At 63.2% G+C, this 14,418-nt stretch carries 11 protein-coding genes; 5 read left to right on the plus strand and 6 right to left on the minus strand.

Annotated elements, in window-relative coordinates; all coding sequences use genetic code 11:
• Nucleotides 1-37 precede the first annotated feature (37 nt).
• Nucleotides 38-1,822 (plus strand): gamma-glutamyltransferase family protein, encoded by a 1,785-nt coding sequence (locus QWJ46_RS08100; RefSeq protein ID WP_302750411.1) that lies wholly within the window; start codon nt 38-40, stop codon nt 1,820-1,822.
• Between the two features lie 249 nt (nt 1,823-2,071).
• Nucleotides 2,072-3,403, plus strand: coding sequence for a glucoamylase family protein (locus tag QWJ46_RS08105; RefSeq protein WP_302750413.1), 1,332 nt, complete (start codon nt 2,072-2,074; stop codon nt 3,401-3,403).
• A gap of 2 nt (nt 3,404-3,405) precedes the next feature.
• Here QWJ46_RS08105 and QWJ46_RS08110 read toward each other — a convergent pair whose 3' ends face one another.
• The 6 genes from QWJ46_RS08110 to QWJ46_RS08135 form a co-directional block, all read right to left on the minus strand.
• On the minus strand, nt 3,406-4,443 hold the full coding sequence (locus tag QWJ46_RS08110) for an ABC transporter ATP-binding protein (protein ID WP_302750415.1): 1,038 nt from the start codon (nt 4,441-4,443) through the stop codon (nt 3,406-3,408).
• Nucleotides 4,440-6,107, minus strand: coding sequence for an iron ABC transporter permease (locus QWJ46_RS08115; protein WP_302750417.1), 1,668 nt, complete (start codon nt 6,105-6,107; stop codon nt 4,440-4,442). The genes QWJ46_RS08110 and QWJ46_RS08115 overlap by 4 nt, the downstream gene beginning before the upstream one ends.
• A 104-nt stretch (nt 6,108-6,211) precedes the next feature.
• Nucleotides 6,212-7,234, minus strand: coding sequence for an iron ABC transporter substrate-binding protein (locus QWJ46_RS08120; RefSeq protein WP_302750418.1), 1,023 nt, complete (start codon nt 7,232-7,234; stop codon nt 6,212-6,214).
• Nucleotides 7,235-7,425: 191 nt separating this feature from the next.
• The gene (locus QWJ46_RS08125) at nt 7,426-8,964 is read right to left on the minus strand and encodes an aldehyde dehydrogenase family protein (RefSeq protein ID WP_302750419.1); all 1,539 of its coding nucleotides are present in this window, start codon (nt 8,962-8,964) and stop codon (nt 7,426-7,428) included.
• A 45-nt stretch (nt 8,965-9,009) separates the two neighbouring features.
• Nucleotides 9,010-10,293, minus strand: a complete 1,284-nt coding sequence (locus QWJ46_RS08130; RefSeq protein WP_302750420.1) for an FAD-binding oxidoreductase — start codon at nt 10,291-10,293, stop codon at nt 9,010-9,012.
• 67 nt (nt 10,294-10,360) lie between these two features.
• Entirely contained in the window at nt 10,361-11,773 is a 1,413-nt protein-coding gene (locus tag QWJ46_RS08135) for a VOC family protein (RefSeq protein ID WP_302750421.1), read from the minus strand.
• 104 nt (nt 11,774-11,877) lie between these two features.
• On the opposite strand from QWJ46_RS08135, the gene QWJ46_RS08140 reads away from it, so the two are divergent.
• The 3 genes from QWJ46_RS08140 to QWJ46_RS08150 all read left to right on the plus strand — a co-directional run bounded on the left by QWJ46_RS08140 (nt 11,878) and on the right by QWJ46_RS08150 (nt 14,414).
• Nucleotides 11,878-12,786: a LysR family transcriptional regulator gene (locus QWJ46_RS08140; RefSeq protein ID WP_302750423.1), complete on the plus strand. Its 909-nt coding sequence runs from the start codon at nt 11,878-11,880 to the stop codon at nt 12,784-12,786.
• Between the two features lie 68 nt (nt 12,787-12,854).
• On the plus strand, nt 12,855-13,091 hold the full coding sequence (locus QWJ46_RS08145; protein WP_003567502.1) for an Lrp/AsnC ligand binding domain-containing protein: 237 nt from the start codon (nt 12,855-12,857) through the stop codon (nt 13,089-13,091).
• A gap of 144 nt (nt 13,092-13,235) precedes the next feature.
• A complete protein-coding gene (locus QWJ46_RS08150) occupies nt 13,236-14,414 on the plus strand; it encodes a glycosyltransferase family 4 protein (RefSeq protein WP_302750461.1) in 1,179 nt (392 codons plus the stop codon).
• Nucleotides 14,415-14,418 lie beyond the last annotated feature (4 nt).

Below are 14,418 nucleotides of genomic sequence, written 5' to 3' on the forward strand. Positions count from 1 at the left end.
CGAACGGGAGATGATTTCCCAAGGAAGGATGTTCGGCATGACCGGATTTACGACCCGTCCTGAAATTCTCGGCACTTTCGGCGTCGTCACCTCGACGCACTGGATCGGCTCCGCAGTCGGCATGAGCATTCTCGAAAAGGGCGGCAACGCTTTCGACGCGGCGGTGGCGACCGGCTTCGTGCTGCAGATCGTCGAGCCGCATCTCTGTGGCCCCGGCGGCGACCTGCCGGCGGTGATCTATTCGAAGAGGAAGGACAAGGTCGAGGTCATCTGCGCCCAAGGGCCTGCCCCTGCCGGCGCAACGATCGAGCACTATACGAGGGAAGGCCTGACTCTGATCCCCGGCGACGGCCTGCTTGCGACGGTCATTCCCGGCGCCTTCGACGGCTGGATGCTGATGCTGCGCGACTACGGCACGATGAGCGTGCGCGAGGTGCTGGAACCGGCGATCTATTATGCCGAGCACGGCCATCCCCTGCTGCCGCGCGTCGCAGCGACCATCAAGGGGCTTGCGGCTTTTTTCGAAAAGGAATGGCCGACCTCCCACGAAACCTGGCTGCCTGATGGTAGCGTTCCCGAAGCGCAGGCGAATTTCCGCAATCCGGCGCTGGCGCAAACCTGGAAGCGCGTCATTGCCGAAGCCGAGGCAAAAAGCGGCCGGGAAGCACAGGTGCAGGCGGCCCGCGACGCCTTCTATCGCGGCTTCATCGCCGAAAAGATCGACGCTTACCTGAAGACGGCCGAAGTGATGGATGCAAGCGGCAACCGCCACAAGGGCGTGCTCACCGCAAGCGACATGGCCAACTGGTCGGCGACGATCGAGGAGCCGCTGACCTATGACTATCACGGCTGGACCATCGCCAAAACAGGTCCCTGGGGTCAGGGGCCTGTCTTCCTGCAGACCCTGTCGATCCTGAAGGGCTTCGACCTCGCCGCAATGAGACCGGATGGCGCCGATTTCGTTCATACCGTCGTCGAGGCGATGAAACTCTCCTTTGCCGACCGCGAGGTCTATTACGGCGATCCCAGTTTTTCCGAGATCCCGGTCGCGCATCTGCTGTCGGAGAGCTACGCTGCCGAACGCCGCAAACTCGTCCGCGCGGATGCCTCCTTCGATCTTCGCCCCGGCGTCATTCCGGGTTTCGAAGCGCAGCATGACCTAACGATGAAGATGCTCGGCGCCGAGTCCAAGACCGGCGCCGTCTACGAGCCAACCATGGCGCATCTGTCGGAAAAGCGCGGCGACACCGTGCATATCGACGTGATCGACCGTGACGGCAACATGGTCTCCGTCACGCCGTCCGGCGGCTGGCTGCAGTCTTCGCCAACCGTGCCCGGCCTCGGCTTCTGCCTCAATTCCCGCGCCCAGATGTTCTGGCTGAAGCCTGGCTTGCCGACCTCGCTTGCTCCGGGAAAACGGCCGCGCACGACGCTGACGCCTTCCCTCGGCCTCTATGAAGGCCGCCCGACCCTTGCCTTCGGCACGCCGGGCGGCGATCAGCAAGAGCAATGGCAGCTTTCCTTCTTCCTGCGGCACGTCCATCATCGGCTGAACCTGCAGGCGGCGATCGATCAGCCGCTCTTTCATACCGCTCATTTTCCGAGCTCCTTCTATCCGCGCAGCCGAGAACCCGGCAGCCTGATGACGGAAGAGAGTTTCGGTCCGGATGTGCTCGACGCGCTCGCCAGAAAGGGCCACAAGCTGACGATCACCGATGCCTGGACGATCGGCCGGCTGACCGCCGCGCGGCGCGATGCCGACGGGCTGATGCGCGCCGCAGCCACCCCGCGCCTGATGCAGGCCTATGCTGTCGGACGATAGCGAGCCGCTTTCCAGAGCGCCTGTAGGCAACAAGTATCGGCTGACATAAGCTGTGCCGATGCGGTGCGCGGCCGTGCTTTTGCTGCACCGCTTATATGACTTATGCTAGATATTATTTCACCGATAATTGTTAACGACCGACCGCCTCCGTTTGTGTTCTCTTATCCCTGCGAATCAAAAAGGTTTGATTTGCCCGGGGACGACCACCATGTTCAAGCATGGGTCGATGCAACAGTTGGGTAGGAGCCTATGCTGCAACGGATCGAAGACATTGATGCAGCCCTCATCGACAGGTTGCAGCATTCGGCTTTCAAGTACTTCCTGAAATATTCCAATCCCGAAAATGGCCTTGTGGCCGATACCTCGATCGCCGGCGTGCCGGCGAGCATCGCGGCTGTCGGCTTCGCCCTTTCCTCCTACCCCGTTGCCGTCGAGCGTTGCTGGATCAGCCGCAAGGAAGCAGCCGAGCGCACGGTCAATACGCTGCGTTTCTTCGCCGAGGCGCGCCAGGGCGAAGAGCGCCACGCGACCGGCCATCGCGGCTTCTTCTACCATTTCCTCCACATGGATAGCGGCAATCGCGCCTGGAACAGCGAGCTTTCGACCATCGATACCGCGCTGCTGATCGCCGGCGTGCTGACCTCAGCGCAATATTTCAATCGCGACGACGAGACGGAGACTGATATCCGTGAGCTCGCGACCTTCATCTACGAACGCGTCGACTGGCGCTGGGCACTGAACAAGGGCGACACGATTTCCATGGGCTGGAAGCCTTCGTCGGGCTTCCTGCGCTGGCGTTATCACGGTTTCGACGAGGCGATCATCCTTTATGCGCTGGCGCTCGCCTCGCCGACCCATCCCCTTCCGCAGTCGAGTTACGACGCCTTCACGTCAAGCTATTCCTGGATGATGTTCGGTGACCAGCCGTACCTCTATGCCGGCCCGCTTTTCATTCATCTCTTCTCGCATGCCTGGATCGATTTCCGCGGCATCCAGGACAAACCGATGATGGAGCGCAACTGGGATTACTTCCGCAATACCCAGGTGGTCATCAACATGCAGCGCGACTATGCCGAGCGCAATCCCGGCGGTTTCGTCGGTTACAACAGGAATGTCTGGGGCTTTACCGCCTGCGACGGCCCACCGCCCACCCGGCGCATGCGCGGCGGCCGGCAGCCGAAGGTTCTGGGTTATGCCGCCCGCGGCGCGCCGCTCGGACCTGATGACGGCACGATCGCCCCCTGGGCCGCACTTGCCTGCCTGCCCTATGACCGGCAGGCGGCTCTCGACGGCACCAAGGCGCTGCTGACAACCTATCCGAACCTGCTGTTGGAAGGCGGTTTCCCCGGCGGCTTCAATCCGACCGTGCAGACCAAACGTCCGGAGGGTTGGGTCGACGACCGCACCGTCGGCATCGACCAGGGCCTTGTCGTCATGACCATCGAAAACGAGCGTTCCGACTTCATCTGGAAGCTGATGCGGCAATCGTCGGTCATCCGCCTCGGGCTCGAGCGCGCCGGCTTTACCGGCGGCTGGCTTGAGGGCATCGAACCGCAAGAGCTGGTGCGAAGGGTCGGCTAAGCTCAGCGCTCGAAGACGTGCGCCTTGCCCGAGATATCCAGGCGAACGAGATCGCCCCGCGAGGGAAGGGCGACGCTCGAGGTCTTGATCCGGATCGGCGGCAGGGCAACGCCGTCGAGCGAGACGGCGACGGTGCAGACCGCGCCGCCGAATTCCACTTCGACAACCCGTCCGCCGTAGTCGCGATCGGTTTCACCGGCAACGACGCGGATCTGCTCGGGCCGCAGCATAATTTCCGCCTTGCCATGACGACTGCCTTCGACGGCGACATGGCCGAGGGCACAGTCGGCAAGGCCGTTGCGGATGATGGCCGGAAGCAGCACGGCGTCGCCGAGGAACAGCGCCGTCTCGCGATCCTTGGGATGAAGATACAAGGTTTGCGGCGTTCCCGCCTGGATCAACCGCCCTTCCCGCAGAACCGCGACCTGATCGGCAAAACTCAGTGCCTCTTCCTGATCGTGCGTCACGAGAACGGCGGTAATGCCGGCCGCCTGCAGGACGCGCGCGACAGCCTTGCGCATGTTTTCACGCAAGCCGGTGTCGAGCGCTGAGAATGGTTCGTCGAGCAGCATCAGCCGCGGCTTGCGGCCGAGCGCGCGGGCGAGTGCCACGCGCTGCTGCTGGCCGCCGGAAAGCTGGTGCGGGCGCCGCGCCAGCATGCCGCGGTCGAGCTCGACCATATCGAGCAGTTCGGCGATGCGCCGCTCACGATCGGCAGCACCCCGTTCGAAGCCGAAGCCGATATTCTCGGCCACGCTCAGATGCGGAAACAGCGCCCCATCCTGCGAGACGATGCCGATGCCTCGCTTGTGAGCCGGCATCGCCGCGGGGCCATCGGCCAGCACGTCGCCATCCAGGGTCACCCTGCCGGCATCGGCCTGCTCGAACCCCGCAATGATGCGCAGCAGCGTCGTCTTGCCCGAGCCGGACGGCCCGATGACGGCGGTGCGGCTGCCTGCCTGGACATCGAGCGATATATCCTTCAGCGCCTGGACAGGCCCGTAGCGCTTGCTGATGTTTTCGATCGTAAGCAGCGTCATTGGCCGGCGGTCCGTTTCGATTGCGTATAAAGCGTCAGGGTGAGCGGCAGCGACAGCACGACCATCATGAAGGCGTAAGGGGCGGCCGACACATAATCGATCTCGCTCGTCAGCGACCAGAATTTCGTCGCGAGCGTATCGACGCCGTTTGGCGAGAGCATCAGCGTCGCCGTGAGTTCATTGGTAATGCCAAGTGCGGTCAAGGCGACGCTGGCAGCGGCTCCCGGTGCGGCAAGCCGCATGGTGATCTGCCGCACCGCCTGACCGGGGGTGCGGCCGAGGCCCATCGCGGCGCGCTCCAGCTCCACCGGCGCCTGAGCGATGCTGGCGCGTAAGCCGACCATAGCACGGGGCAGAAAAAGCATCACATAGGCCACGAGCAGCGTTGCGAAGGTCTGATAGAGCGGCAGCACGAGGCGCACGGTGATCGTCACCAGCGCCAGCGCCACGACGACGCCGGGCAGCGAGCCGACATAATAGTGGCAGGCTTCGAGCACGCGCTGGAAGCGGCCGGGCGCGCGCACGGAGAGCCAGGCCATGGGGGCTGCGGCAGTTGTCGCCAGCACGCCGCCGGCGAGAGCGAGCGCCATCGTCTGCAGGAAGGCAGTGCCGACCTCGATGCGCCAGATCTCGCTGCCGCCGAGATAGAGCCAGCGGCCGAGCGTCATCAGCGGCACGCCGAGTGTCAGCACCGCCAGGACAACAGGCAGCAAGATGGCCGGCACCACGAACCAGCCGAGACGCCGGCGATCGGCCGGACGCGGCGAGCCGGAGCCGACGCGGGCATAACGTTCATTGCCGCGCAGCAGCACTTCGAGACCAAGCAGGAAAAGACAGCAGGCGACGAGCACGCCGCCGAGCATGTTGGAGGCCGGGCTGTTGTAGGAGGATTGGAACTGGTCGACGATCGCGGTTGCGAAAGTATCGAAGCGGATCATGACGAACAGCCCGTATTCCGACAGGAGATGCAGCGCAATCAGCAGCGAGCCGCCGCAAATGGCAAATCGCAACTGCGGCAGCACGGTGCGGAAGAAGACGCGCCAGGGATCGAGGCCGAGGGAGGCGGCGGCATCCTCGATGGCCGGATCGAGACGGCGTAGCGCTGCAGCGACCGGCAGATAAAGAAAGGGATAGTAGGCGATAACGGAAACGAAGACGCCGCTCTGCAGGCCGCGCATGCCGGGAATGAGGCTGACCCAGGCGTAACTGTGCACAAAGGCCGGCACCGCGAGCGGCGCGATCGCCAGCCAAGCCCAGAGTCTGGCGCACGGGATGTCCGTGCGTTCGGTCAGCCAGGCAAGCGTCACGGCCAGCACGATCGACAGCGGAATGGTGGCCGATTCCAGGAGGACCGTGTTGACGAGCAGTTCGCCGACACGTGGCCGGAAGACGAGCGTTTTCACCGTTTCCCAACCGACGTCGTAGGTGATCCAGCCGATGAAGCCGAGCGGCACGAGACTGAAGATCGCGATGATGGTCGCGAGAAGCATCACCGGCGCGTGCGGCATGCGCTGGCGCGGCGATAGCATTCGCGCGGCCTTCGGCGCGACCGGCGCCTTGTTGCCGGCTACGAAAAATCTGTTGTCCTGCAGCAAGGCCGATGCCTTCATACGCCGAAAAAGGAAGGCAACCGTCTTGGAAAGACAGTTGCCTGATCCCGTCATGCCCTAAGGTTTTCTTGAGCCAAAAGCAATAGTTTTGGCTGCTGCAAGCCTGCGGCAGAAAGCCCGCAGCCGCTCCCGCGTAAGTGCTGCGGCACGTAGAGAGCCTAAATCAGACCTGCCGCCGTCATCAGTTCCACGACCTTCTTGCTGTCCAGCGTCGAAGCTTCGACCTTCGGAGCATTGAGATCGGCAAGCGGAACGAGCTTGTCGTTGGAAGGGGCGTCCTTGCCGACGGCATATTCATAGGACGTGCCGTTCTTAAGCACGGCCTGACCTGCTTTGCTGGTGACGAATTTCAGGAAAGCCTGCGCTTCCTTCATATGCTGCGTGGACTTCAGGACACCGCCGCCCGACACGGAAACGAAAGCGCCCGGATCCTGGTTCTTGAAGTAATGCATGCCGACATTCTTGCTGTTTTCGCCGGTCTTCGCCTGATCGCCGAACCAGTAGTAATGATAGATGACCGCGCCTTCGACTTCACCAGCATTGACGGCCTTCATGGCAACGCTGTTGCCCTTGTAGGGCGTCGCATTGTCCTTGAGACCCTTCAGCCATGCCTTGGTGGCATCTTCACCCTTCAGCTGCAGCAGCGCGGCGACGATAGCCTGAAAGTCGGCGCCGGCGGGCGATGCACCCCAGCGGCCCTTCCAGGCGGGATCGGCGAGGTCGAGCAGCGACTTCGGCAGCTTGTCTTCGCTGAGCTTCGTTTTGTCATAGGCAAAAACGGTGGAGCGGGCGGCAATGCCGGTCCACATGCCGTCGGCCGGACGATACTGCTCCGGGACCTGATCCAGCGTTTCCTTTTCGACCGGGGCGAAAAGGCTGGCGCCGTCGACCAGCGTCATGGCCGGCGAATTCTCGGTCAGGAAAACATCGGCGGGCGATGCGTCGCCTTCCTGAATGATCTGGTTGGCGAACTGCATGTCGCCGCCCTGGCGCATGGTGACCTTAATGCCGGTCTCCTTGGTGAAGGCATCGATCCATTCGCGGCCCAGGCTTTCATGCTGGGCATTGTAGACGACAAGACCTTCATCCTGCGCATGGGCGCTGCCTGCAAGCGCCGTGGCGGAGAGAAGCGACGCGGCGAGCGCCACCACGTGGGAAAAACGGTTAACAGCAATAGTCATGATGGCCTCCATGGCAATGTCACCCAGACGGGGTAAGAGGCGTATATTTTTCTTGACTGGCTATTTCAAGTTTCGTCACCAAGAAAAAAGCATCACGATATCTTGACCCAATATTTCAGATAGCGGGCGAATAAATCTCGATCGAGCCAAAAGGCGACGCTCGGCCAGCATCGCCTTTTTCGCTGCAATGTTTATTCGACGTCGAACTTGACGCCTTGCGCAAGTGGCAGCGTGCTGCCGTAATTGATGGTGTTGGTCGCGCGGCGCATATAGGCCTTCCAGGCATCAGAGCCGGATTCGCGTCCGCCGCCGGTCTCTTTTTCACCGCCGAAGGCGCCGCCGATTTCGGCGCCCGAAGGGCCGAGGTTGACGTTGGCGATACCGCAATCCGAGCCCCGCGCCGAAACGAAGGTTTCCGCTTCGCGCATGTCATTGGTGAAGATCGACGACGACAATCCCTGCGGCACGGCATTGTGCAGCGCCAGCACCGCGTCGAAATCGCTGTATTTCATCACGTAGAGAATGGGCGCGAAAGTCTCGTGCTCGACCGGGCCGGTCTGATAGGGCATTTCGACGAGCGCCGGGCGAACGTAGAAGGCATCGGCGGAGCCATTGTCGACGCGTTCGCCGCCGGTCACCTTGCCGCCGGCCGATGCCGCCTGACCAAGGGCTGCTTGCATCTTCTCGAAAGCTTGGCCGTCGATCAGCGGGCCCACCAGCGTGCCGGTCTCCAGCGGATTGCCGATGGTAACGGAGCCATAGGCCTTCTGCAGGCGCGGCACCAGCTGGTCGTAGACGCTTTCATGGACGAAGAGACGGCGCAGCGTCGTGCAGCGCTGGCCGGCCGTTCCCATGGCGGAGAAGGCGACGCCGCGCAGCGTCAGGTCGAGATCGGCGCTCGGGCAGACGATGGCTGCATTGTTGCCGCCGAGTTCGAGAATGGCGCGGGCAAAACGCTGCGACAGGCGCGGGCCGACGGCGCGGCCCATGGCGGTCGAGCCGGTGGCGGAAACGAGCGGGATCTTCGGGTGGTCGACCAGCACCTCGCCGACCTCGCGGCCGCCGATGATCAAGGTCGACAGATTGGCCGGCGCCTTGCCGCCCTCGGCGACGAAGCGCTTCAGCGCCTTTTCGAACAGCGCCTGCACGGCAAGGGCCGTCAACGGCGTCTTCTCAGACGGCTTCCAGACGGTGGAATTGCCGCAGACCATCGCCAGCGCCGCATTCCACGACCAGACGGCGACCGGGAAGTTGAATGCGGAAATGATGCCGATTGCGCCGAGCGGGTGCCAGCTTTCCATCATCCGGTGTTCGGAGCGTTCGGTGGCGATCGTCAGGCCATAGAGCTGGCGCGACAGGCCGACGGCGAAATCGCAGATGTCGATCATCTCCTGGACTTCGCCGAGGCCTTCGGAGGTGATCTTGCCGACTTCGATCGAGACGAGGCGGCCGAGCGCCGTCTTGGCGCTGCGCAGTTCCTCGCCGAGCAGGCGGATCAGTTCGCCGCGCTTTGGCGCCGGTACGGAACGCCATTCGAGGAACGCCTTGTGCGCCTCTTCGATCGCCGCTTTCGTTTCGGAAACGGAATGTTCTCTAAGCCTGCCGATTTCCTTGCCGGTTACGGGCGAGGAGACAGACAGCGTGCCGCCCTGATAGCGGCCGGCATCGACGCCGAGTTCGGCGAGCAGCTTGGCGGTTTCGGTGGCGAGATCGAGGACGGCGATGGTCATTGTCGTGTTTCCAATCTTATTGTTCTCAGAAGCGCTTGTCGGTTTTCAGAAGCGGGCATCGGCGAAATGGGCGACCTGAGCGCCGGCTTCGTACCATAATTCCTTGAGCGCACGGAAGCTCGGCTCGGTGGGTGACGTCAGCGGCAGCGGCAGATCGGCCTCGGCAAGCCGGCCGAGAATATGTTCGGCCAATGTGCGGCCGAAGACCGTACCGGGAGCTATGCCGCGGCCATTATAGCCCGAAAAGCCGATGACATTGGGGGCGAATTTGTGGAAGCGCGGCAACGCATTGTCGGTCATGCCGATCTGGCCATACCATTCGCATTCGAATTCGACGTCGCCGATTACGGGAAAGAGCCGCTTCAGGGCGCGCTTGGCCCAGCCCTTATGCACGGCAAGCCCGGTATTGCGCAGCGCGCCGACGCTGCCGAAAACGAGACGTCCAGCCTGATCCATGCGGAAGGAGGAGAGAATGTCCTTGGTGTCCCATGCGCCCTCCCGCCCGGGCAGGATCGACTGACGCAGATTATGGCCGAGCGGCACGGTGGCGAAATTGAAATAGGGCAGATAGACCTGCTCGTTGCGCACCTGCTCGAAGGGGCCGGTGCTATAGGCATCGGTCGCGACGATGATCCAGTCCGCGCTGACCTCGCCGCTTTCCGTCTTCACGGTCCAGCGGCTGCCGCGACGCTCGGTTGCGATGACGGGGCTCGATGTATGGATGGCGACGTCGGCCTTGACGGCGGCATGGGCCAGGCCGCGCGCATAGGCAAGCGGCTGCAGCGTTCCGGCGCGCAGATCGAGCAGCGAGCAGGCATAGGCTTCGCTGCCGGTGCGCTTGGCCGTTTCAGCCGCATCGAGCAGCACGACGGGCGCGCCGCGGGCAGACCATTGCGCCGCACGCTCCTCGATCTCCTTCAGCCCGTCCGCGCCGACGGCGCAGTGCAGCGTGCCGTTGCGTTCGAGTTCGCAGGCGATCCCATGTTTGTCGATCAATTCCATGACGAGCTTCGGCGCATTGCCGAGCAACTCGAGCAGGCGTTCACCATGGACGGGGCCGAGCACGCCGGGCAGGTCGTTGGGCATCACCCACATGCCGGCATTGATCAGGCCGACATTGCGCCCCGCACCGCCGAAGCCGATCTCTTTCGCCTCCAGCAGCACCACCTTCGACCCGGCCTCGGCAAGATGCAGGCCGGAGGACAGGCCTGTGTAGCCGCCGCCGACGATGACGACGTCGGCCGACACCGCGCCTTGGAGGGGTGAGGTCGCCGGCGGTTCGCCGGCGGTCTTTTCCCAGAGGCCGTGGGAGCGCGGATCATTCAGCATGGCACAGTCCGATCGGATTGAAGCCGGCATACTCTAGCGCATAAGAACAGGTGTTGAAGCGGCGATTTCACGCAACGGTCCTCAGCTGCAGGCCCGCGAGCCCGAGCGCCTCCATCGCCGCATCCAGCGATGCGGCCTGCCGTTCCGCATAAAGCGCCAGTTCGTCCTGAACGGTTGCTCCAAGTGCGGTCTCGAAGGCGTCGCGGTTCGAGCGCGTTGCATAATTCTGCTGCTGGTCTGTGCCGAGATTCGACTGGAAGATGCCGGCCGCGCTGACGGGCAGGAAGTCTTCATAGACGATCGGCGCAAAGGCGAGGTAGCCCTTGGCGACAAGCGCTTCGGGATCGTGCGGCAGTGTCCCGGCGACGGAGGCGGCGATGCCGGCCGGCGTGGCGGAATAACGGAAGAAGGCGAGATCCTGCTTGCGCAGCTCATCCCAGCCGTCCGGCAGCGCCTTGAAGCGCTCGGCCAGTTCCTGGTCATAGGCGCCGGCCTTGGCGCCGCCGGCGCCGACCTGCACCTCGCCGCGAACCGAGGCAAGCAGCCGGTCGTAGAGCGCCCGGCCTTTCGCCGTCAACGCCACGCCGCGCTGCTCGATCTCGCCGAAGCGGGCGGTGTGCGTGCCCTGGACCGCGCCCTCGTCACCTGAGAAGACGATCGCCTCCTCCAGCGCCTTGAAGCTCGTCTGCCGCAGCAGGATGTCGCACTGCCGGCGCGGCGGCCCTTCGATGACGGCCTTCGGGGTGATGCCGCGTTCCGGCATGCGGGCCTGCACCGCATCGATATCGAGCGTGCGCGGCGTCAAGTGGTTGATGTGCGGCCCCTTGAAGCTGACGACGTCGGCGATCAGCCGATGCGCATCGTGCAGGCGCTTGTAAGTTTCGGCGCTGACCGTCGCCTCGCCGTGCCAGCGGAAGGTTTCAAGCGCTTCGGCGACGAATTCGCTCGCTTCCGCCTCGGTCAGGCCGCCCTTCTGCTCATGACGCTCGATCAGCGCGATGGCGCGCGGCGTATAGATGCGCCGCGCTGCCAGAATGGCTTCGGCCTCCCGGCGCAGGTTTTCGTCCTCGATCAGTTCCAGGCGCAGCAGCGAGGTGAAGACGCGGAACGGATTGATGTTGAGCGCCGCCTCGTCGATCGGCCGGAAGCAGGTGGAATGAACCGGCACGCCGGCAACCGAAAGATCGTAATAACCGACCGCCTGCATGCCCATGACGGCAAACAGCCGGCGGATGGTGAAAAGCTCTTCCGCCGTGCCGAGGCGGATGGCGCCGTGGCGCTCAATATCGATGCGCTCCAGTTCGCCGGCGCCGGCGAGCCGTTCGCGTAGCGCGGGATTGCTTTCGAGACAGCCGGCATTCACATCCGCCACCAGTTCAATCAGCGTGCCGTATTGCGGCACCTCCGTCCGGTACATCTGCGACATCGCCTCGGTGAAAAGCGATCGGATACGGTCTGTGGAAACGAAGGCGTGCGGCATCTTGGAAAACTCCGGCTCATTCCGTTTTTGCAGGATGAAACTCTTTACAATCGCGGGAAACCCGAAAATATCGACATTTCGGAAATAGCTCATTCTGAAATGGAATGATCATGCTCGCTTCACGACGTTTTCTGCCGTCGATTTCACATCTCGCCGCCTTCGAGGCGGTCGCCCGCACGGGCAGCGTGACGGCAGCGGCGCGCGAACTCGATCTGACGCAGAGCGCCGTCAGCCGCCAGGTTAGCGCGCTGGAGGAGCAGCTCGGCGTCGAGCTCTTCCTGCGCGAACGCCAAACCATGCGGCTGACGCTCGCCGGCGACAGCTATGCCCGCGAGATACGCGAGGCGCTGCGACGCATCTCGAGCGCTTCCTTGAACCTGCGCGCCAATCCGCATGGCGGCACGCTCAATCTCGCCATCCTGCCGACCTTCGGCACGCGCTGGCTGGCGCCGCGCCTGGGGCGCTTTCTTAGCACCAATCCCGGCGTGACCATCAATCTGGCGACCCGGCTTTCGCCCTTCGACTTCCGGCTCGATTCGATAGACGCCGCAATCCATTTCGGCCACCCGCACTGGCCCGGTGCGGAACTGACCTTGCTGATGTCGGAGCGCACGGTGCCGGCCTGCAGTCCTGCTTTCCTGAAGCAGCACAGGATTTCGCGGCCAGAGGATCTGCTTGCCGTTCCGCTTCTGCATCTGACGACGCGCCCCGATGCCTGGGAACAATGGTTCGCCGGCAATGGCGTCTCCTTCGAAAGCGTGCACGGCATGCTCTTCGATCAGTTCGCCACCGCAGCACAAGCGGCAATCGCCGGCCTCGGCGTCGCCCTGTTGCCGACATTCCTGATGCAGGAAGAACTCAGGCGCGGCGATCTCGTCGCCGCCGTCGACCGGGAGATGGAGAGCCGCGAGCGCTATTATCTCGCCTGTCCCAGCGAGCGCGCCGATTATGCCCCGCTCGCCGCCTTTCGCGACTGGATCGTCGCGGAAGCGACGGCCGGAGAGACCACGTGAGGAACGGCTTGCATCCGCATGGCGCTTTCGACCATTATGCGGGCCAAACAACTTTGCAGGAAATTTCCATGAAGCCGATCTTCGTCCAGCTCCAATGCGCCCCCGGCAAGACCTATGAGGTCGCCGACGCCATCTACCAGACCGAGCTGGTGTCGGAGCTCTATTCCACAAGCGGCGATTACGACCTGCTGTTGAAGGTCTATATCGAGGAAGGTCAGGATATCGGCAAGTTCATCAACGACAATATCGCCAATATTCCAGGGATCGTCCGGTCGCTGACAACGCTCACGTTCAAAGCCTTCTGAACTCCCGTCAGACACGATTAACCCTGTTGCGAAGAATCGCTTCCGCAGGACGTTGCTGAAACCACGCCTTAACGCCTGAGATATCTGGTCGTTGCTATAAATCCGCGCCAACACGCGTTTGGCACGCGCAGCGATAGGTGGAAAATGGCGATCGTCGAGGCAGACAGGGGGCGCGAGAATCCGCAGACGGAAACGGCTCCGTTGGTCGTTCATGTCGTGCGCCAGTTCCTGCCCAATCGCGGCGGCCTGGAAGACGTCGTCGCCAATCTCAGCCGCCAGACCCTCCGGCGTGGCTATCGTGTCCGCGTCGTGACGCTGAACTCGCTGTTCACCGCGCCTGAAGACAAGCTGCCGGCTTGCGAGAATATCGACGGCATCGAGGTGGTGCGCATCCCGTGGTCCGGCAGCAGCCGTTATCCGCTGGCGCCGGAGGTTTTTCGCCATCTCGGCGACGCCGATCTCGTGCACGTCCATGCCATCGACTTCTTCTTCGATGCGCTCGCCTGGGGCCGGATGCTGCACGGCAAGCCGATGATCGTCACCACCCATGGCGGTTTCTTCCACACTCGGAAATACGCGGCGATCAAGAAGATATGGTTCCGCACGCTGACCCGCGCCTCGGCGAGAGCCTATCGCCGCGTGGTCTGCTGCAGCGCCTCCGATCTCAAGCAGTTTTCCGAGATCGTGCCGGACAGCGTGCTGATCGAGAACGGCGCCGATATCGGCAAGTTCGCCGACACCGCCTCACGCCTGGCAAGGCGCCGCATCGTCACCATCGGCCGGTTTTCGGTGAACAAGCGGCTGGACCACCTGCTCGACGCGATGGCCGTTCTGAAAGGCCGCGATCCGGAATGGCATCTCGACATTGTCGGGGCCGAATCCGACCGGAATCGGATGGATATCGAAGGCAAGATCGAAAGACGGGACCTGACCGGCCGCGTCACCCTGCATGTGTCGCCAGACAATGATACTATCCGCCGCATCATCACCGCAGCCTCGCTCTTCGCCTCCGCCTCGGAATATGAAGGTTTCGGCCTGGTCGCGCTGGAGGCGATGAGCGCCGGCCTGCTGCCGGTGCTGAACGCCAACGATGCCTTTCAAACACTCGCGGAGCGGCATGCCGTCATCAGGCTTGCCGATTTCACCAGTCCGGAGACTGCCGCGACGGCCATGGAATCGGCTTATGCCGACCTTGCGTGCCGACCGCACGCCCTTCGCTCGGAGCTCCTTGACGCCGCGCGCGGCTATTCCTGGGATATCGTCGCCGGGCGTTACATCGATCTCTACAGATCGCTCGATATCGCCGCCGCGGAAAGCCTCTGACCTA

It is taken from the genome of Rhizobium sp. CBN3 (genome assembly GCF_030518245.1).
GTDB classification, from domain to species: Bacteria; Pseudomonadota; Alphaproteobacteria; order Rhizobiales; family Rhizobiaceae; genus Rhizobium; species Rhizobium aethiopicum_A.

Excerpts from the sequence above, each read along its gene's own strand:
- QWJ46_RS08105 (WP_302750413.1), top strand. The coding sequence starts at position 2,072 with ATGCTGCAACGGATCGAAGACATTGATGCAGCCCTCATCGACAGGTTG.
- QWJ46_RS08130 (WP_302750420.1), bottom strand. The coding sequence starts at position 10,293 with ATGCTGAATGATCCGCGCTCCCACGGCCTCTGGGAAAAGACCGCCGGC.
- QWJ46_RS08120 (WP_302750418.1), bottom strand. The coding sequence starts at position 7,234 with ATGACTATTGCTGTTAACCGTTTTTCCCACGTGGTGGCGCTCGCCGCG.
- QWJ46_RS08100 (WP_302750411.1), top strand. The coding sequence starts at position 38 with ATGACCGGATTTACGACCCGTCCTGAAATTCTCGGCACTTTCGGCGTC.
- QWJ46_RS08150 (WP_302750461.1), top strand. The coding sequence starts at position 13,236 with ATGGCGATCGTCGAGGCAGACAGGGGGCGCGAGAATCCGCAGACGGAA.
- QWJ46_RS08115 (WP_302750417.1), bottom strand. The coding sequence starts at position 6,107 with ATGACGGGATCAGGCAACTGTCTTTCCAAGACGGTTGCCTTCCTTTTT.
- QWJ46_RS08125 (WP_302750419.1), bottom strand. The coding sequence starts at position 8,964 with ATGACCATCGCCGTCCTCGATCTCGCCACCGAAACCGCCAAGCTGCTC.
- QWJ46_RS08140 (WP_302750423.1), top strand. The coding sequence starts at position 11,878 with ATGATCATGCTCGCTTCACGACGTTTTCTGCCGTCGATTTCACATCTC.
- QWJ46_RS08145 (WP_003567502.1), top strand. The coding sequence starts at position 12,855 with ATGAAGCCGATCTTCGTCCAGCTCCAATGCGCCCCCGGCAAGACCTAT.
- QWJ46_RS08110 (WP_302750415.1), bottom strand. The coding sequence starts at position 4,443 with ATGACGCTGCTTACGATCGAAAACATCAGCAAGCGCTACGGGCCTGTC.
- QWJ46_RS08135 (WP_302750421.1), bottom strand. The coding sequence starts at position 11,773 with ATGCCGCACGCCTTCGTTTCCACAGACCGTATCCGATCGCTTTTCACC.